The organism is Streptomyces sp. NPDC002138 (assembly GCF_040296485.1).
In the GTDB taxonomy this organism is placed as follows: Bacteria; Actinomycetota; Actinomycetes; order Streptomycetales; family Streptomycetaceae; genus Streptomyces.
In genome coordinates, this window is record NZ_JBEOXE010000086.1 from 1 (window position 1) to 17690 (window position 17690).

General features: G+C 75.8%; 11 protein-coding genes. 3 read left to right on the forward strand and 8 right to left on the reverse strand.

All coding sequences use genetic code 11. From position 1 onward, the window contains the following. The 4 genes from ABT084_RS33915 to ABT084_RS33930 all read right to left on the reverse strand — a co-directional run. Positions 1–383 (reverse strand): hypothetical protein (locus ABT084_RS33915; protein ID WP_502969260.1); only part of this gene is annotated, 383 nt, incomplete at its 3' end. Next, positions 380–2524 (reverse strand): thiol reductant ABC exporter subunit CydD, encoded by a 2145-nt coding sequence (gene cydD / locus ABT084_RS33920; RefSeq protein WP_351052438.1) that lies wholly within the window; start codon positions 2522–2524, stop codon positions 380–382. The genes ABT084_RS33915 and cydD, both read right to left, overlap by 4 nt. A 67-nt stretch (positions 2525–2591) precedes the next feature. Further along, positions 2592–3635, reverse strand: a complete 1044-nt coding sequence (locus ABT084_RS33925) for a cytochrome d ubiquinol oxidase subunit II (protein WP_351052440.1) — start codon at positions 3633–3635, stop codon at positions 2592–2594. Continuing rightward, positions 3632–5359 (reverse strand): cytochrome ubiquinol oxidase subunit I, encoded by a 1728-nt coding sequence (locus ABT084_RS33930; protein WP_351052443.1) that lies wholly within the window; start codon positions 5357–5359, stop codon positions 3632–3634. Before ABT084_RS33930 ends, ABT084_RS33925 begins: the two co-directional genes overlap by 4 nt. An 81-nt stretch (positions 5360–5440) precedes the next feature. Here ABT084_RS33930 and ABT084_RS33935 point away from each other — a divergent pair, with 81 nt between their 5' ends. Continuing rightward, the gene (locus ABT084_RS33935; RefSeq protein WP_351052446.1) at positions 5441–6610 is read left to right on the forward strand and encodes a glycosyltransferase; all 1170 of its coding nucleotides are present in this window, start codon (positions 5441–5443) and stop codon (positions 6608–6610) included. Between the two features lie 1163 nt (positions 6611–7773). On the opposite strand, the gene ABT084_RS33940 is transcribed toward ABT084_RS33935, so the two are convergent. Next, positions 7774–9396, reverse strand: a complete 1623-nt coding sequence (locus ABT084_RS33940; RefSeq protein WP_351052449.1) for a condensation domain-containing protein — start codon at positions 9394–9396, stop codon at positions 7774–7776. A 184-nt stretch (positions 9397–9580) separates the two neighbouring features. Here ABT084_RS33940 and ABT084_RS33945 point away from each other — a divergent pair, with 184 nt between their 5' ends. Beyond that, entirely contained in the window at positions 9581–10180 is a 600-nt protein-coding gene (locus tag ABT084_RS33945) for a TetR/AcrR family transcriptional regulator (RefSeq protein ID WP_351052451.1), read from the forward strand. A gap of 99 nt (positions 10181–10279) precedes the next feature. On the opposite strand, the gene ABT084_RS33950 is transcribed toward ABT084_RS33945, so the two are convergent. Genes ABT084_RS33950 through ABT084_RS33960 form a run of 3 tightly spaced genes read right to left on the reverse strand, consistent with a single transcriptional unit; the run spans position 10280 to position 16904 of the window. Further along, on the reverse strand, positions 10280–10786 hold the full coding sequence (locus ABT084_RS33950; protein WP_351052454.1) for a DUF2871 domain-containing protein: 507 nt from the start codon (positions 10784–10786) through the stop codon (positions 10280–10282). A gap of 48 nt (positions 10787–10834) precedes the next feature. Further along, complete coding sequence (locus ABT084_RS33955) at positions 10835–11287, reverse strand: hypothetical protein (RefSeq protein ID WP_351052457.1); 453 nt, start codon at positions 11285–11287, stop codon at positions 10835–10837. Positions 11288–11324: 37 nt separating this feature from the next. Continuing rightward, positions 11325–16904 (reverse strand): non-ribosomal peptide synthetase, encoded by a 5580-nt coding sequence (locus ABT084_RS33960; RefSeq protein ID WP_351052460.1) that lies wholly within the window; start codon positions 16902–16904, stop codon positions 11325–11327. 224 nt (positions 16905–17128) lie between these two features. Here ABT084_RS33960 and ABT084_RS33965 point away from each other — a divergent pair, with 224 nt between their 5' ends. After that, the gene (locus ABT084_RS33965) at positions 17129–17677 is read left to right on the forward strand and encodes a GNAT family N-acetyltransferase (RefSeq protein WP_351052462.1); all 549 of its coding nucleotides are present in this window, start codon (positions 17129–17131) and stop codon (positions 17675–17677) included. Positions 17678–17690 lie beyond the last annotated feature (13 nt).

Here is a 17690-nt window from a genome sequence, read left to right on the forward strand (position 1 = left end):
CTCAGGATCAGCCCGCTCATGACCGAGCCGAGCGCGATGCCGCCGGCCATCGCGCCGGACCAGATGCCGATGGCCTGGCCGCGCTGCTTGTCGTCGAAGGCCCGCACCGCGACCACCGCGACCATCAGGGCGCCCAGCGGCGGCTGTTGGGAGGCCCGGCAGATCAGCCAGGCCGCGCACGCGGTCAGCGCGACGGCGCACGCCTCGCCGAGCGCGGCCGCGATCGCAGCGACCCCGAGCCGCCCCGCGTCGGCGCGGGAGAGCACCCGGGGCGGGACCGGGACCCCGTCCGCGCGCGGTGCCGGGGCTGGTGCCGGGACCACGCCCGGGGCCGGGCCCCCGTCCTGGGCCGGGTGCAGGGCCGAGGCCGGGATCGAGCTCATGATCGGGTCTCCTCGGGAGCGGCGGCGGAAGCCAGGCGGTCACCTGAACCGCGGCCAAGGCCCGCAACGGGCGCCACGGCGAGGACCGGAGCGGCGGCGAGACCGGTGGCAGTGGCCGGGCCCGGGTCGGAGCCCGGAGCGTGGGGGCCTGCGGCGGGGGCCGGGCGCACGGCTGGAGCGGGGCCAAAGCCAGTGGCAGGGGCCACGGCAGCGGTCGGAGCGGCGGCGAGGCCGGGGGGAGGGGCCGGGTCGGAGGCGGGAGCGTCGGCCAGGGCAGCGCCGAGGCCCGCAACGGGGGCCATGGCCAGGGCTGGAGCGGCGGCGAGGCCAGTAGCGGGGGCCGGGTCGGAGGCGGAAGCGTCGGTCGGGCCGGCGCCAGCTCCGAGGTCGGCGACCGGGGCCGGGGCCGCGGCCGTGGCGGGAGTGCGAGCGGGGGGCACGGCCCACGTACGGGCCGGCGTCGAAGCGCGGGGCGGGGCCGGTACGAGGCGCAACGCGTCCAGTCGCAGGACCGTGTCCGTGCGGTCGATCACCGCCGGGCGATGGGTGGCCACCAGGAGGGTGGCGTGGCCCGCGACCGCTGCCAGGGCCCGCAGGACGTGTTCCTCCGTGCCGCCGTCCAGCCGGGCCGTCGGTTCGTCCAGCAGCAGCAGCGACGGGCGGCGCAGCAACGCGCGGGCCAGCGCGAGCCGCTGGCGCTCCCCGCCGGACAGGCCGGCGCCGCCCTCGCCGACCCGGGTGGCCGGCCCGTCCGGCAGGCGGCGTACGAAATCGGCCGCGCCCGCCGCCTCCAGTGCGTCCCACACCTCGTCGTCGCCCGCCTCGGCCCGCCCCAGCCGGACGTTGTCCGCGACCGACAGGGCGAACAGGTGCGGCTGCTGCGGCACCATCGCGATCCGGTCCGTCCACGCCGCGCGGTGCGCGGCCGCGGTCACCGGCACACCGCCCACCCGCAGCTCCCCGGAGAGCGGCGGCAGCAGCCCGGCGATCGTCCGCAGCAGGGTGGTCTTGCCGGTCCCGCTCGGCCCGGTCACCGCGCAGCTGCGCCCCGCCTCGAACCGCCAGGACAGCTCCGCGAGGGCGGGCGCCCCGGGCGCGTGACCGACGCTGAGCCGGTCCAGTACGAGGGGGAAGCGGGCCGGGTCGGGCAACGGCCTTACCAGGGCGGGCCGTTCGCCCACGAGCGCGGGCCCCGGCATGCCGCCCTCGAGCACCTCGCGGACCCGCGCCAGGACCGTACGCCCCTCCTGCGCCGCGTGGAACCGCCCGGCCAGCAGCCGCAGCGGCCGGTACGCCTCCGGGGTCAGCAGCAGCACGGCCAGGCCCGTCGACAGCGGGATCGCGCCGTCCAGCAGCCGGAAGCCGACCGGGACGGCGATCAGCGCCACCGACAGGCTCGTCAGGGTGTCCATGACGAAGGTGGACAGGAAGGCCACGCGCAGCGTCCGCACCGTCGCCCGCCGGTGTTCGGCGGCCCGCTCGCGCACGCTCTCGGCGGCCCGGCCCTCCTGCCCGAAGACGCGCAGGGTGGCGAGGCCGCTGAGGGCCTGGAGGAAGTACCCGCCCAGACGCAGCAGCACCGCCCACTGGGCTTCCGTACGGGCCTTGGTGTGCAGTCCGACCAGCGCCAGCAGCAGCGGCACCAGCGGCAGCGTGACCAGCACGACCAGGCCCGAGACCCAGTCCGCGGCCCAGATGGTGCCGGTGACCGCGAGCGGCAGGACGACCGCCTGCGGGAGCAGGGCGACCGACCCGGCGAGGTGGTCGTCGAGCGCGTCCATGCCCCGGCCGAGCAGGGCGACCACCGAAGCGGGCCGCGGGCCCCGGCCGCGCACGGCGGCGGCGGTGACGGCCGCGGTGAGCTCCGCCCGCAGCTCCTCCTTGTAGCGGGCGGTCGCCGCGCCCACCGAGGCCCGGTCCCACCAGGCGAGCGCGGCCCGCCCGGCGATGACGGCCGCCAGCAGCGGGACCGGTACGGCGTGCAGCGCGGCTCCCGGACCCCGCTCGACGGCGGCCGCGAGCACCGAGGCCAGGAAGACGCACTGCAGGAGGGTCAGGACCGCTTCCGCGACCGCGCCGAGGGCGCGGTGCACCAGGAACCGCCGGAGCAGGGGCGAGCTCCGTACCAGGGCGAGGTCCATCGGTCGCTGTCCTGACTCTCGGGGGCTCTCGGAGACTCTCGGGGACTCTCGGGAACCGCGGGTTGGTTCAGGTGAAGGCCGGGGCGTCGAGCGCCTCGGGCGAGGCCGGGGCGGAGGTCCGGGCCGGAGCCCACAGGACCAGCCACAGGTAGACCTGCGCCGCGATCACGATCAGCAGCACCGGTCCGGACGTCCAGATCACCGCGGCCAACGCGGTCTGGTCCGTGGCCAGTTGGGCCGCCGTCGGCGCGGGCACACCCGCGACGGTGGAGGTCAGCAGGGTCGGGTACTTGCCCGCGAAGACCGCCCCGGCCGCCGCGATCACGGCGGCCGTGCTCGCCCAGGGCGCGAGCCGCGCCCGGCCGCCCCCGGCCAGGGCCCGGGTCAGGAAGAGCGCTGCCACGGCGATGACGACGGCCAGCGCCGCCAGGACCGGGTGGCGCAGCGCATCGCCGTCGAAGGTCCCGCCGACCCAGCCCGTCAGGGCGGTGACGGCGAGCAGCGCGGCCGAGAGCGTCGCGCCGATCCCGCCGAGCGCGGCCGCCCGCCGGGCCGGGTCGCCGGTCAGCCGGGCGGCCACGAAGGCGCTGCCGTGCGTGGCGAGCAGCGCGACCATGGTCAGGCCGCCCAGCAGGGTGAAGAGGTTCGGGGCGGCCACGCCCCGCACGTGTCCGTCGCCGCCGAGGGAGACCCCGGCGGCCGTGACGGCCAGGAAGCAGCCCCAGCCGAAGGCGGCGGCGGCTCCGGCCGCGCAGATCAGCAGGTCGAAGGCGCGCCGGACCCGCTCGGCGGGGTGCCGGCCGCGCAGTTGGACGCCCGCGTTCAGGGCCAGCGCCCCCGCGAAGGCGAGCAGCGCGTACGGGTAGGCGCCGTCGACGAGCGCGCCGCGCAGCCCCGGCAGGGTGCCGGCGAGCGCGCCGATCGAGACCAGCAGCCAGGCCTCGTTGCCGAGGAGCAGCGGCCCGACCGCCCCGACGACGGCGCGCCGCCCGGGGGCGTCGTGACCGGCGCGGGGGAGGACGAGCCCGACGCCGTAGTCGATCCCGGCGAGGACGAGGTATCCGGTGAACAGGACGATGAACGCCACGAGGGCGAGGGTCGGGTAGCTCATGACGGGTGCGCTCCTTCCCGGGGGGCCGCGGGGGCCGCGGGGGCGGCCCCGGGGGGCTGGGCGGCGTACGGACTCGCTTGTGGCACGCGGGGGTTCGTACGGGGATCCACGCGCGGGTCGCGGGCGGCGGCGGCAAGGCCGCTGCCGAGGGAGTCCGCGGTGGTGGTGCCCGCCGGGGTGGCGGTGGCGGGCGCCGGGCCCTGGCCGAGGCCGGTCTCGCGGGGGCCGCGCAGGGCGGCCTTGGCCAGCAGCCACCAGTCCAGGCCGAGCAGGCCGACCACCAGGACGACGAGCACGAGGAGCGAGACGGTGAGCCGCCCGGCGCCGAGGCCGGGGGTCATGGCCTGGCGGGTGGTCAGGATGCCGGTGATGACGAACGGCTGGCGGCCGACCTCGCGGACGATCCAGCCGCAGAGGTTCGCGACGAACGGCAGCACCATCGCGAAGGGCAGCAGCCGCCGCAGCGCGGCGGACCGCATGACGTCGCCGGTGTGCGGGGGACGGCCGGGCTGCGGGTACGGGGCGTGCTGCCCCGCGTGCTGCCCGGGCTGCGGGTACTGCCCGTACTGCGCGTGCGCGGCGTTCTGGCCGTACGGAGCGTTCTGGCCGTACGGAGCGTTCTGGCCGTACGGAGCGTTCTGGCCGTACGGAGCGCTCTGGCCGTACGGAGCGCTCTGGCCGTACGAGGGGTTCTGGGCGTACGGAGCGTTCCGGGCGTACTGGCCCAACGGACCGTGCGGTCCCTGGCCCGGGGCCCACTGCCCCGGGTACACGGGCCGTGCCGGTGCCGCGGGTTCGCGCAGGGAGACGAGGGCCCAGATGCCCAGGACCAGCAGCACGCCGCCGATCATCATCATCAGGGTGAGCGCGCCGAGCACCGGTCCCGACGGCGGGCCCTCCAGCGGACCGAACTTCTTCGCCAGCTCTTGGAGCTGGCGCGTCACCTCGGCCTGGTTGCCGTCCAGCACCGCCCCCTTGAGCGGCTGGTCCTTCTTCGTGTTGCCGAGCTGGACCATCCCGCTGAGCACGACGAGCGAGGCGCCCCACGTCCCGGCGTGCGCCCCCATCTTCGCGGAGTGCCGCACGAACGCCCGGTCCGCGCGCCCGCGCCGGTGCAGCAGCAGACTCATGCCGAGCACGAAGAAACCGCCGACCGCGAGCGCGCCGCCGGTGATGTGGAAGATGGCGATCCAGGAATTGGCGTTGGAGAACAGCGCCCCGAGGCTCGTCAGCTCGAGGTGGCCGTCGCGCATCGTGTAGGCGACCGGGTTCTGCATGAAGCCGTTGGCCAGCAGCGCCCACACCGCGGAGGTGTACGCGGCGGCGGCGACCACCCAGATGCAGGCGAGGTGGACGTACTTCGGCAGCCGGTCGAAGCCGAAGATCCACAGGGCGAGGAAGGTCGACTCGGCGAAGAAGGAGACCACCGTCTCCACGGCGAGCGGCGCCCCGAAGACACTGGCCGCCGTGGATTCCAGGCCCGTCCAGTTGGCGCTGAGCTGGAACTCCATGGCCAGGCCGGTGGCGATGCCGACCGCGTAGTTGATGACGTAGAGGGTGCCCCAGTAGGTGGTCATCCGTCTGAACGCGGGGTCGCCGGTGCGCACCCAGCGGGTGTGCGTGACGGCGACCAGGGCGACGAGCCCGAGGGTGAGGGTGACGAGGAGGTAGTGGGCGCCGACGGTGAGGCCGAACTGAAGGCGTGCCAGGTCCTGGGGAGCCATTCCGTTCACCTCGATTCTTTCGTTGCTCGAATTTCTAGCAACGCTAGACAATCGCGGTCGGCGCCCCTAGGGTTGGGCCTCATGAGAATCCTCTTTGCCAGCGTGGGCAACTTCGGGCACATATTTCCCTTGCTTCCCTTGGCGAGGGCGGCGCGAGCGGCCGGCCACGAGGTCGCGTTCGCAACGGGTGAGCAGTTCCACCAGACCCTCAGGGAGGCTGGTTTCGAGCCGGTGACGGCAGGCCGGTCCGTGCCCGAGGCATTCATCGAAGCAGCGGGCGGTCGAGCCTTCCTCGAGGCCCACGGCGGTGAGGTGGGCGCCCAGGACGTGCCGCCGGAGGTTCTCGCGAACCTGCACATCAAGGTGTTCGGCTCGGTGCTGCCGCGCTGGGTCGCCGCCGACCTCGCGCCGGTGTTCGAGAGCCGGCGCTTCGACCTCGTCGTGCACGAAGTGCTCAACCCGGGCGCGGGGTTCGCCGCGCGGCTGGCGGGCGTACCGGCCCTCGCGCACGGCGTCGGCCTGCTCGCGCAGGACCACGAGGCCGAGCGGCTCCAGCAGGAGATCCTCGCGACCGCCGCCGACCTGGGCGTCACCGTGCCGGCCGGGCAGGCGCTCACCCTCGGCAACACCTACATCGACATCTGCCCGCCGTCGCTCCAGGACCGGGCCTTCGTCGAGTCCGGCCAGGCGCGCATCGAGCAGCGTCCCGTCGCCTTCGTCGAGCAGGGCGAACTGCCCGCGGGGCTCGGCGAGTCGGGCGAACCCTTCGTCTACCTCACCCTCGGCACGGCGCTCGGCTCCGCCGAGAACCTGCGCACCGTGATCGACGGGCTCGCCCCGCTGGGCGTGCCGGTGCTGGTCGCGGCCGGGTTCCGGGTGCAGATCGCCGACCTCGGCGAGCTGCCGGAGCACGTGATCGTCGCGCCGTGGCTGCCGCAGTCCGCGGTCCTGGCGCACGCCGCGCTCGTCGTCCAGCACGGCGGCAGCGGGACCACGCTCGCCACGCTCGAAGCGGGGCTGCCGCAGCTGATCGTGCCGCAGGGCGCGGACGGTCCGGCCAACGGCCAGGCCGTGCGGGATGCGGGCGCGGGCGAGGTGCTCTTCGAACTGTCCGCCGAGGCGGTGACGGAACACGCCCGCAAGATCCTGGCCGACCCGTCCTACCGCGAGGCGGCCCGCAAGATCGCCGCCGAAATCACGGCGATGCCGGACCCGACGGCGATAGCGGCGCGACTCCCCGACTTCGCCTGACCTTCCGCGTTACGGGCCAGGGCGACGAGCCCCGGGCCCCTGAGCCCGGGCCCGGGCACCCAGGGCTGGGCACCCCCGGGCCGGGGCACCCCTGAGCCGGGGCACCCCCGGGCCGGGGCGCCCCAGGCCCAGGCACTTTGGGTCCGGGCACCCCGGCCGGGCACCCCGGGCGGGGCTTCCAGGCCCGGGCATCCTGGGCGGGGCTTCCGGGCCCGGGCATCCTGGGCGGGGCTTCCGGGCCCGGGCATCCTGGGCCAGGTGCCCCGGTCCAGGCATCCCGGCCCAGGGTTTCCGGGCCAGTGGCCCGGCTTCCGGACCGCGGCCTCTGCCCTCCGGGCCCAGAGGTCTCGGTCTCCGGCCTACGGGTCCACGGGCCCGTTCTACGGGCTCCCGACCCGAGCCCCCGGGCCCGGCCAACGGCCCACCGGTTCAGGGCCTATGGGCCACGGGCCATGGCTCATGGCGCAAGGCGGGCCACGGTTCAAGGCCGACGGCCTACGGGCCAAGGCCCACCGGGTCCGAGCGTCACGTTCCATCAGCTACGCGCTACGGGTCCAGGGCTCACGGGCCTTGGGTCACGGGCCGCGGCCCAAGGGCTACCAGCCCAAGAGCCAAGGCTCACAGGTTCGACGGCTACCGGCCAAGACCCACTGGCTCCGGAGCCACCGTCCACCAGCCATGGGCCACGGGCCCATGGCCCCGGCTCACCGGCCGGGATCCCCAACCGGCCGATGGCTTAAGGGCCTACCGGCCCCGGCTCACCGCCTTACCGGCCTGCTGGCCGAGGCTCACCGCCTCACCGGCCTGCCGGCCGCGGCGTGCGGGCTGACCGGCCTACGAGCCGCGCCCACCTGCCGACTGACCACCGCTCACCGCTCACCGCTCACCGCTCACCGGCCCCCGGCTGTGACGGACCCGCCACCACAACTCACCAGCCCACTGACCACTGCTCGCAGGCCCCCGGCCACCGGTCGCGGGCTCCCACCCGCCGGGGCTCGGCCGCGAGGCCAGGGGCCTTGACTACCGGCCGGGCCGCCTCGGCGGTCGGGCTCACCGTACTCCCGGGCGTCGGCCCCCCTCCGGCTGCTCGGGTTCCGGAATCCGGTGCGTGCGCTCCATTCCCCCGTACGCGCGCGCACCGGATCCTCGGCGGAGTCGGAGTCTCAGCCCGCAGTGGCCGCGGACAGCGAAGGTGACGTCAGGGGGGTCGGGAGGAGGTCCTCCACCGGGTCCGCCTCGCCGGCCGCGGCCAGTGCCGCCAGCGCGGCGCGCAGTTCGTCCGCCAGCTCCGCCGCCTGCGCGCGGTCCAGTACCGAGGAGGCGAAGTCCAGGGCCAGCAGCGGTTCTTCGTGCCAGCGCAGCACCGTCAGCGCCGCGTCGGCCGTGGCCCCGCCCAGGTGCCCGTGGTGGAAACGGGCCGTCAGCGGGCCCGCCGTGGCCCGCGCGGGCAGCAGGCCGTCGTGGTCCGCGAAGGTGACCTGGGTCAGCGGGGTGCGCGAGCGGTCCCCGCGCAGCCCGAGTTCGCGTACGAGGGCCTCCGTATCCAGCGCCGAGCAGGCGAGGGCCTCCCCGAAGGCGCAGGCGACCCCGCGCAGGAAGTAGTCGACCCCGCCCTCCAGCTCGCAGCACACCGGTACGGTCACCGCGCCCGGCGCGACCGTCCGCAGCGGCGCCCCCGCCCGGCGCCCCGGCAGTTCGGCGCCCACCAGCAGCCATTCGTGCCCGGAGCGCCGCCCGACGGCGAGCGCCCAGGCCGCGAGCAGCACCGTCCCGTGCGGTACGCCCGCCCGCGCGGCGGTCGCGTCGACCGCGTCCCGCAGCTCCGGATCCAGCGCGACGGCCAGCCGCTCGCCCCGGAAGTCGAAGACGGCGGGCCGCCGCCCGGGCGCGGCCAGGTCGACCACCGTCGGGAACTCCCGTATCCGCTCCACGCGTTCGGTGAGCCGACCGTCCTGCCCCGGGGGCTCGGCGCTCGGCGGACCGGCGGGCGGCGGCGGCGCCGTCCGGGCCGCCGGCTGCCGCCGGGCCGCCGCGCGGGCGTAGTCGGCGAGCAGCTCCCGCCAGACCAGGGCCGCCGACCAGGCGTCCGCCACCGCGTCGTGGCAGAGGAACGACAGCAGGTGCCGCTCCGCCGCCAGCCGGGTCAGGGCGAAGGCGAGGGGCGGCCGGTCGGGATGCCCGATCAGCCGCTCCACTTCCCGCGCGAGCCGCGCGTGCACGGCGTCGACCGCCTCCGCCCGGCTCGCGGCCGGAGCGCCCGGCAGCTCGGGCAGGGTGATCAGCGGCAGGGCGTGGGCGTCGAGCACCCGCCGTACGGGCCCCCGCGCCGAGGCCGGGAACGCCGTCCGCAGCCCCTCGTGCCGCGCACCCAGCGCTCCGAGCGCCGTCCGCAGCGCGCCGGGGTCGAGCGGCCCGGTCAGTTCCGCGCTCAGCACCCGGTGCACCGCGCCGGGACCGACGTAGCGCTGCGCCACAAGGGGCTCCAACTGCCCCGGCAGCAAAGGGAGTTCGCGCGGACCAGGCGGCGGAGGCGGGGGCGCGGCGGCCCGCGGCACGGCCCCGGCCAGTACGTCCGTCAGGGGAGCGGCGCCCAGCAGCTGGGCCACGTCGAGGGTGAGTCCCAGCTGTTCGTCGGCGCGCGCCTGGAGCCGCATGGCCTGACCGAGGCCGCCGCCCAGGGTGAGGAAGGGCGAACCCGAGGCCCCGGCCGGCAGCGTGCGCCGGTCGTGGCGCAGGACGTCCGCGGCGAGGTCGAGCAGCTCCTCCAGGGGAGTCGGGGTCTGCATGGGGTGGCCCTCTCTGTGGGCGGACTTACCCCGATGCTGCCGACCATGCCTCGAAGGCCACTAGACGATGAGGTCAGAGCCGGTGCGAGCGCCCCGCGCCAGGCTCCGGGCCCGACCGGCTGTCAAAGGCAGGAACCCTATCACTGACCGCTGGAATTGCACCGAAAGTGGTACCGTGAGCGCCATGACTCCCCGAGAGCGACGCCTTCGCGAGCAGGGCCAGCGCCGCCAGTTGATCCTCACCTCGGCCCGCGAGATGGCCGAGGCCGAAGGCTGGGACTTCGTCACCACCCGGCGTCTCGCGGAGCGCATCGAGTACAGCCAGCCGGTGCTCTACCAGCACTTCAAGAACAAGGACGCGATCGTGCACGCGGTGGCCCTGGAGGGCTTCGGCGAACTCGCGGGCGCCCTGCACGCCGCGCGCGTGCGCCGCGCGGAGGCGGATCCGCTGGAGGCGCTGGACGAGGTCGCCCGCGCCTACCTGGCCTTCGCGGCCAAGGGGCCGGTCCTCTACCAGGCGATGCTCACCCTCGACGCGGGCGGCGCGGCGGATGCCGAAGGCGCCGTCCCGCAGCCGGTGCTCGACGCCCTCGCGGAGATCCGCAAGGCCGTCGAACCGGTGGCCGGGGGCCGCGATCCGGAGCTGCTGACCGAGGTGCTCTGGAGTACCTGGCACGGTCTGGCCACCCTCACCCACGGGCGGCGGCTGCGCCCGGACCTGACGGAGGAGCGGCTGGCCGCCCTCACGGGGATCCTGACCGGCCCGGCGACCCGGGTCGGCTGACCGCCGCGCCAGGGACGCCCGGACCGGTGGCCGCGTAAGGCCGGGATCACCAGTGACCGCGTGAGGCCGGGATCACCAGTGACCGCGTGAGGCCAGGGGTCAGCCGGAGACCTTCCCGGACTCCGTGCTCCCGGTCCCCGCGCCCGTACCCGTCGCCTGCGGCGGCAGCACGCCCTGTGCCGCCTGCGCTGCCTGGCCGTCCACATGCTCCTTCACGCGCTTGCCCAGCAGCGTGAAGAGCAGGATCAGGCCGACCGTCAGGATGATGTGCCCCAGGCCGCCCACCAGGGAGAAGAGCTCCGGCACCTTGTGCCCGAGGACGGTCTGCGTGCCCCGGTAGGTCATGCTCGCGCAGGTGATGGCGATGCCCGCGTTGTAGAACCAGAAGAAGTAGTCGTAGTGCTTCGTCCCCGACAGCGAGAACACCTTGTCGAGGCCGAGGACGATCAGCAGGCCCAGCATGCCGAGCGCGAGCAGGTGGGTGTGCACCACCGCGAGCTGGGTGTCCCCGGTGAAGTCGTAGGCCTTGGTGAGTTCCCGGTAGTACAGGCCGGAGATCACTCCGACGATCATGTAGACGTGTGCCGCATGAAACGTCTTCCGCATGCCCGTGCCCCGCTCCCCTGATGATCACATCGTCCCCGACGGGATCATTCAAGCACTCGGCGCAAGCCTCTTCCCGGAATTGCCCAGATCGCTCAAGTCCCCCTCCAGGGCGCCTCGACCGTCCCTCCACCAGGGCTCCCGCGCGAAGGCGGCCGGCGCCGTGTGGGCCGGAGCGAGCTGCTCCGGAGTCAGCTCCGGCAGGTCCACCAGGGCGCCGAACCGCCGCGCCACCTCCCCCGCCTCCGCGTCCCCGCCGCACACGAACCGCGGGCGCGGCAGCCCCTTGGTCCCCTTCACCCAGCGCAGGTAGCGGGCGGCCTCGTCCATCGGCCCCGCGCCCGGGTCCAGCGTGAAGACGGGGACGTGCGCGGTGCGCCGCAGATACGCCCGGCTCAGCGGCGTCGAGTCGAGGCGCAGCAGCACGACCTCCACCTCGCCGCGCCCGAGGACGCTCTCGGCGAAGGCGGTGCGCGGGCTCTCGGCGAGCAGGATCGCGTTCATCGGAATCTCCCTGGAACTGGAAGCGGAATGAGCACTACTAGAAGTGGTCGGTGGAACCGTTGATGCCGTTGATGCCGTTCACGTCGCCCCGGTCACCGAGGTGCTCCAGGCACAGCTCGTACACGTCCTCGGGGTGCGTCTCGCGCCACCCCTGCGGTACGGGCGCCCCCGCCGGCCACAGCGCGCGGTGCCCGGCGTCGTCCGCGACAACGACGAAGGTCGCGAACGCGTCGGCGAACGGGTCGTCGGCCCAGGGGTGGTCGAGGATGTGCAGGCTCCCGTCGGCCTCGACCCGGGCCGCGTGCCCGGTCCGCCACATCCGGGCGGTGGCCCCCTGCGGCCCGCCGCCCAGCGGGTCGGGCAGGAAGCTCGCCCCGCTGGCGCCCGGCAGGCCCGCGTAGCCCTGGGCCACGCCCACCCCGGCGACGTACAGCGAACCGGTGCTCCCGGTGGCCACCGGCCGCAGCCGCGCGTCCAGGACATAGGCCCGGTAGCCCGGCGCGGGCCGGGTCCGCCCGTCCGGGGTCTGCTCTATCACCAGGCGGCCCTCGGCCCACCCGGCGCTGAAGGTCAGCGCGGTGCCCTCGGCCCGGGCCAGCGCCACGAGCGAGTCGTCGGCGGTGCCCAGGACGGCCGAGGCACCGTGCTCGCGCAGCCAGCCCAGCACCTCGTACGGGGTGCCCAGGTGCGCGAGGGCCGGGTCGGGCACGTTCACCCGGGCCCCGGAGACGAAGGCGCCCAGCAGCCCGATCGCCGCGTCCGCGTCCGGGTAACCGGTCACCAGCCAGGCGGCGTCCGCGGGCGCCCCGCTGCCCAGGCTCGCGGCGGCCAGCGGGCCCGTACCGATCGCGACGGTGGCGTGCGGGGTGCTCGCCAGCACCACCGGGGCCTCGGGGTCGAGCGGACTCGTCCGGTCGGCCGAGCGCACCGGCCACTTCCCGTCGGCGGGCAGCAGGTCGGCGGCCGGATCCCGGACCAGCCGGGCCGCCCGCGGCACCGGCGGCAGCAGCCGGTCGGCGGCCTCGTCCAGCAGCAGGACGGCGGGCCACACGGCCCCGGGCAGCCCGCGCACCGGATCCACCGGCAGACAGGCTGCCCCCGTCTTGGCGATGGCGAGCGCGGCCACCGCGAAACCCGTCGGCGAGGCGATCGCGGTGACCACCGTGGTGCCCGGGCCCGCCTGGTGGGCGATCAGGGCGTGGGCCAGCAGATCGGACCGCGCGTCGAGTTCGGCGTAGTCCATGCCCGGGGTCGCGGCCAGGCCCGGCATCCCCGGGACACCGGAGGCACCGCCGATGCCGCCGATGCCGGTCAGGGCCGCGATCCCCGCCAGACCCGCGATGCCGGCCGGACCGGCCAGGGGCGCCAGGCCCGTCAGGTCCGTCAGCCCCGCCGGACCCGCCGTCGCGCTGCCCGACAGGGCCGGAGCCCCGGGCGTACGGGCCACCTGGGCCGCGAACAGTGACGCCACGCTGCGCACCGGCAGCTCCAGGTGCTCCCCGAGCCAGGGGCCGACGGTCTCCGCCGACACCTCGCCGGGCAGCAGCCGGAGCCGGCCCAACGTGCTGTGCGGCGCCTCCAGAGCCGCTTCGAGCAGTGAGACCAGCTGCCCGGTCAGATGGGCGGCGGCGGTCTCCCCGATCACGTCGTGCTGGAACGCGGCGCTCAGCGCCAGCCCGGCGGGCGCCCCGGCCGGGGTGTGCCGCTCGGTCAGGGTCAGCCCCAACGCGGCCGCCCGGTGAGGGAGTTGAGCGTCCTCGGGGGAGACGGTCAGGCCGGCCCCCTCGAACTCGCCGCCCGTCTCCTGGAGCAGACCGAGCGCGATACCGCCCGGCATCGCCAGCGCCGCGTCCGCCCGCCGGTAGGCCGCGAGGTCCGCCGTGCGCACCCGGGCCAGCAGTTCCGTGAAGGCCGGATCGCCCGAGGTGTCCACCGACAGGGCCAGCACCCGCCCGTACGGACCCACCGCGCCCCGCAGCGCCGCGCTGTCCCGGGCCGGCACCGGGGCGGCCAGCGTGATCGGGGACCGCGCGCCCAGCCGGGTCAGCAGCGCCGCCAGCGCCGCGTGGACCACCATGAACAAGGTCGCGCCGTGCTCGGCCGCCAGCCGGGTCAGCCGCTCGTGCAGGGCCGGTCCCAGAGCGCTCGTCAGGGTGCCGAGCGTGGAGTCGGCGCGGTCGGGACCGCTGCCCGGCGCCGACGTCGGCGCGAGGTCCCCGTACATCGCCCGGGGCGCGCCCTGCGGCGCGGGCGTCGGCCAGCGCGGGGCGTCCCCGGTGGCGCGGGCCCCGTAGGCCAGGGCCAGTTCGGCGGCCAGCGGCGTGTGCGACCACAGGTCCACCGACTCGCCCGGCAGGGTCAGCTCCAGCACGTGGTCATCGGCGGCCAGCGCGCGCAGCCGGGTGCCCGCCGAGCCCAGCCGGCTGTTGCGCAGCGCCTCGTGCCGCCCGCCCAGGTCCCGCAGCGCCTCCTCCAGCGCGCGCACGCTCAGCGCCCCGCGCAGGCGCAGTGGCAGCACCGCGCTCTCCGTCGCGCTCCCGCCCGGCCCGGTGGCGGTGGCCGGGCTGTCCCCGACGAGCGCGGCGAACAGGGCCGGGGTCGGGGCGTCGTACAGGGCGCGCGGGCCCGGATCGACGCCGAGCGCCTGCCGGGCCCGGGCCAGCAGCCGGGCCGAGGCGAGCGAGTGGCCGCCGAGGGCGAAGAAGTCGCAGTCCGCGCTGACCGCGCGCCGCGGCAGCCCGAGCACCTCGGCGAACAGGTCGCGCACGATCTCCTGGACGGGGGTCCCCGGCTGGGTGCCCGGCCGTTCCCCGCTGAAGGCCGGTACGGGCAGGGCCGCGCGGTCGAGCTTGCCGCTGGGGGTCAGCGGCAGCGCGTCCAGGACCATCAGGGCGGACGGGATCATGTAGTCGGGCAGCCGCTCCTGGAGGTGGGCGCGCAGCACCACCTCGACGTCCACGCCGTGGTCGAAGGCGGTGGGCGTGTTGGCCCCGGTTCCGGTCCCGGCGAGCGGGGAGGCCGCGGGGGCCGCGTACACCGAGGTGAGCGCGCCGTACGGGATCCGCTCCGGGTCGATCAGGACCAGGTCCAGGGCCTCGGTGCGCTCCGCCGACCAGGTCGGCAGGGCCCGGTAGCCCGCGCCCTCCGCTGCCGCGCACAGCTCCTCCGGGTCGGGCGCGCCGCCCGGCTCCGCGAGCCGCGCCAGGGCCTCGGCGACGCTGCCGCCCTCCTCCAGGGTGCGCAGGGCCGCGTGCTCGCCGTGCAGCCGGGCGTTGGGGATCCCGGTCAGCCGCAGGGCCGCCGGGCGGTGCTCGCGGAGGTGTGCGGCGAGCGCGGCGGCGCCGTCCACCGCGCTTCCCCAGGGCAGCGCCGGGGTCGCGCCGAGGTCGGCGACGGGCTCGGCGGTGCTCAGGACGACGTCGTAGCGGTAGCGGGTCAGCTCGTTGTGGTCGGCGCCGCGCTTGGCCCGTACGTCGACCGCGCGGATCTGCGGGAACTCCGCGGCCAGGGCGGTGAACAGGGCCGGGTCCAGCAGCAGTTCGGTCTCCAGTGCCACCCGCCGCTCCACGGCGCGCAGCACGGAACCGGAATCGGCCTCGGCCGGGGCTCCCTCGCGGTGGGCCAGCTCGACCCCGGTCCGCAGCGGGCGGGCCAGCCCGAGGTGGCGCAGGTCGCCGAGCAGGATCGAGCCGCCGGGGGCGAGCAGGGGCAGCGCGCGGGCGATGACGGTGCGCAGCCGGTCCAGGTCGGGGAAGTACTGGGCGACCGAGTTGAGGACGACGGTGTCGAAGTGCGCGGTGGGCAGCCCGGCGGTGTCCTCGGCCTCCCGGCAGCTGAGCCGCACCTTGCCGCGCAGCCGCCCGTCCGCCCGGGTCTGGGTGTAGAGGGCGTCGATGACGGTGGGGGAGAAGTCGGTGGCCCAGTACTCCTCGCACTGCGCGGACCGCGCCAGCGGGGCCATCAGCAGGCCGGTGCCGACGCCGATCTCCAGGATGCGGCGCTGGCCGAGCTCGCGGATCCGGTCGAGGGTGGCCGCGCGCCAGGCGCGCAGCTGCGACAGGGGCAGCGGCAGCGCGTCGTAACTGCTGTCCCAGCCGGTGAAGTTCTCGCCGAGGCCACCGCCGCGGGCGTCCTGGTACAGCGTCTCGAAGATCTCCCGCCAGGCGCTCCCCTGCCCGGCCGGATCCGCGGCGGGCGGCGCGAGCGGGGCGGGCACCACGTGCGCGACGAGGCGGCGCTCGCCGTCCTCGCTCTCGTGCACCGATACGACGGACTCGGCGACGGCCGGGTGCGCGCCGAGCACCGCCTCGACCTCGCCCAGCTCGATGCGGAAGCCGCGCAGGGTGACCTGGTTGTCGACCCGGCCGAGGAACTCCAGCTCGCCGTCCTCGCGCAGCCGTACGAGGTCACCCGTGCGGTAGAGCGTGCCGCCGCCGGGGGTGAACCGGTCCTCGACGAAGCGCTCCGCCGTGAGCCGGTCCCGGGGGCGGTCCCGGGGGCGGTCCCGGGGGTCGGGCTCGCTCCGCGAGAGGTAGCCGGTGGCCAGGCCCGGCCCGCCGAGCAGCAGTTCGCCGCAGCCGCCCGGGGCGACCCGGGCGCCGTCGCGGCCCACGACCACGGCGATGGTGGCACCCAGCGGCCGCCCGATCGGGATGGTGCGGGCGTCCTCGGCGGGCTTGCTCACCTCGTGCCAGGTCGCGAAGGTGGTGGCCTCCGTGGGCCCGTACATGTGCAGCAGCCGGTTCGGCGGCCCGGCCCGGAACACCTCGCGCACCCGGCGCGGGTCGCAGGGCTCGCCGCCGAACAGGAGCGCGCGCAGCGGGGCGAAGGCGGCCGGGCGCTCCCGGGCGATCCGGTGGAAGAGCGGGGTGGTCAGGAAGGCCACCGTCACGCCCTGGTCGCGGATCGCGTGCTCGAAGCGGGCCGGGTCGACGACGGTGTCCCGGGCCAGGCCGGCGAGGCGGGCCCCGGCGGCGAGCGTCGACCAGATCTCGAAGGTGACCGCGTCGAAGGCGGGGCTGGCGGCCTGGGCCACCACGTCCTCGGGACCCAGGCGCAGGAAGTCCCCGGAGGCGACGAGATCGAGGACGGCGCGGTGCGGGACGACGACGCCCTTGGGGGCGCCGCTGGTGCCGGAGGTGTAGCAGACGTACGCCGCGTCCTCGGGGCCCGGTGCGGGAGCGGTCAGCGCGGCGAGCGCGGAGGGGCGCTCCGAGATCAGGGTGGCGTCGGTGTCCACGGCGACGACGGCGGCGCCCAGGTCCGCGTAGTCGGCGGCGAAGGCCCCCTCGGTGACGACGGCGCGCGCCGCGCAGTCGCGGACGATCAGGCGCCGCCGCTCGCCGGGGTGCGCCGGGTCGACGGGTACGTACGCGGCGCCCGCCCGGACGATGGCCAGGAAGGCGGTCACCAGGTCGGGTCCGGGCCGCAGCGCGGTCACCACGCGGTCGCCGGGGCGGATGCCGTGCGCGCCGAGGTGGGCGGCGAGACGGTTGGCGGCGAGGCTCAACTCCCGGTAGGAGAGCGAGACTTCATCGCCACCACCGGCGGGGTGGGTGACGGCGGTCGCCTCGGGCCGCGCGAGCACGTGCTGTTCGATGAGGCCGGAGAGTGACATCAAGGCTGTAGCTCCTTCGACAGCGGCGACCGGACTGGCGGCGACCGGACCGGGCTGGGGGCGGCCGGGCCGGCGGCGGCCGGACTGGGGGCGGCCGGACTGAGGTCTGGCAAAACCTTGCCTTGATGTTGGCAAGCGGATCCTGAGCCTCGGTCCAAGAACGCATGAAGACTGGTGGAACCGCAGGCCGGGGCGGGTGCGGGGCGATCTTGTACGATCACCCGATGGCAGAGGACGGGACGTCGGACGCGCGTGATGTGACCCTCGAGGTGGTGCTGCGGCCGGTAACGGCCGCCGACCTGGACCGGTTCGAGGCGGAGTTCGCCGGGCCCGAAGGGCCGGGCCCCTACCAGTGGTTCGGGCACACGCCGGCCCAGCGGCCGCGGCAGCTGCTCGCGGAACGCGGGCTGTTGGGCGGGGACGAGAACATGCTGTCCGTCACCGTCGGGGACACCCTTGTCGGGCGTGTCGAATGGTTCCGGCGCGCGTGGGGGCGGGCGGACACCTCGTCCTGCTGGGAGATCGCGATCGGTCTGTTCACCGCGCACCGCGGCCGGGGCATCGGCACCCGGGCGCAGCGGCAACTCGTGGACTACCTCTTCGCGCACACCCGCGTGGAGCGGGTCCAGGTGTGCACCGACGCGGAGAACATCGCGGAGCAACGGGCGGTGGAGAAGGCCGGGTTCACCTTCGAGGGCCGCATCCGGCGGGCGCAGTGGCGCGCGGGGGCCTGGCACGACCAGCTGATCTACTCGGTGCTGCGGACGCCGTGAGGGGCGCCGCCCG

Coding starts and splice junctions, on each gene's coding strand:
- cydD (WP_351052438.1), bottom strand. CDS start 2,524: ATGGACCTCGCCCTGGTACGGAGCTCGCCCCTGCTCCGGCGGTTCCTG.
- ABT084_RS33925 (WP_351052440.1), bottom strand. CDS start 3,635: ATGAGCTACCCGACCCTCGCCCTCGTGGCGTTCATCGTCCTGTTCACC.
- ABT084_RS33930 (WP_351052443.1), bottom strand. CDS start 5,359: ATGGCTCCCCAGGACCTGGCACGCCTTCAGTTCGGCCTCACCGTCGGC.
- ABT084_RS33935 (WP_351052446.1), top strand. CDS start 5,441: ATGAGAATCCTCTTTGCCAGCGTGGGCAACTTCGGGCACATATTTCCC.
- ABT084_RS33940 (WP_351052449.1), bottom strand. CDS start 9,396: ATGCAGACCCCGACTCCCCTGGAGGAGCTGCTCGACCTCGCCGCGGAC.
- ABT084_RS33945 (WP_351052451.1), top strand. CDS start 9,581: ATGACTCCCCGAGAGCGACGCCTTCGCGAGCAGGGCCAGCGCCGCCAG.
- ABT084_RS33950 (WP_351052454.1), bottom strand. CDS start 10,786: ATGCGGAAGACGTTTCATGCGGCACACGTCTACATGATCGTCGGAGTG.
- ABT084_RS33955 (WP_351052457.1), bottom strand. CDS start 11,287: ATGAACGCGATCCTGCTCGCCGAGAGCCCGCGCACCGCCTTCGCCGAG.
- ABT084_RS33960 (WP_351052460.1), bottom strand. CDS start 16,904: ATGTCACTCTCCGGCCTCATCGAACAGCACGTGCTCGCGCGGCCCGAG.
- ABT084_RS33965 (WP_351052462.1), top strand. CDS start 17,129: ATGGCAGAGGACGGGACGTCGGACGCGCGTGATGTGACCCTCGAGGTG.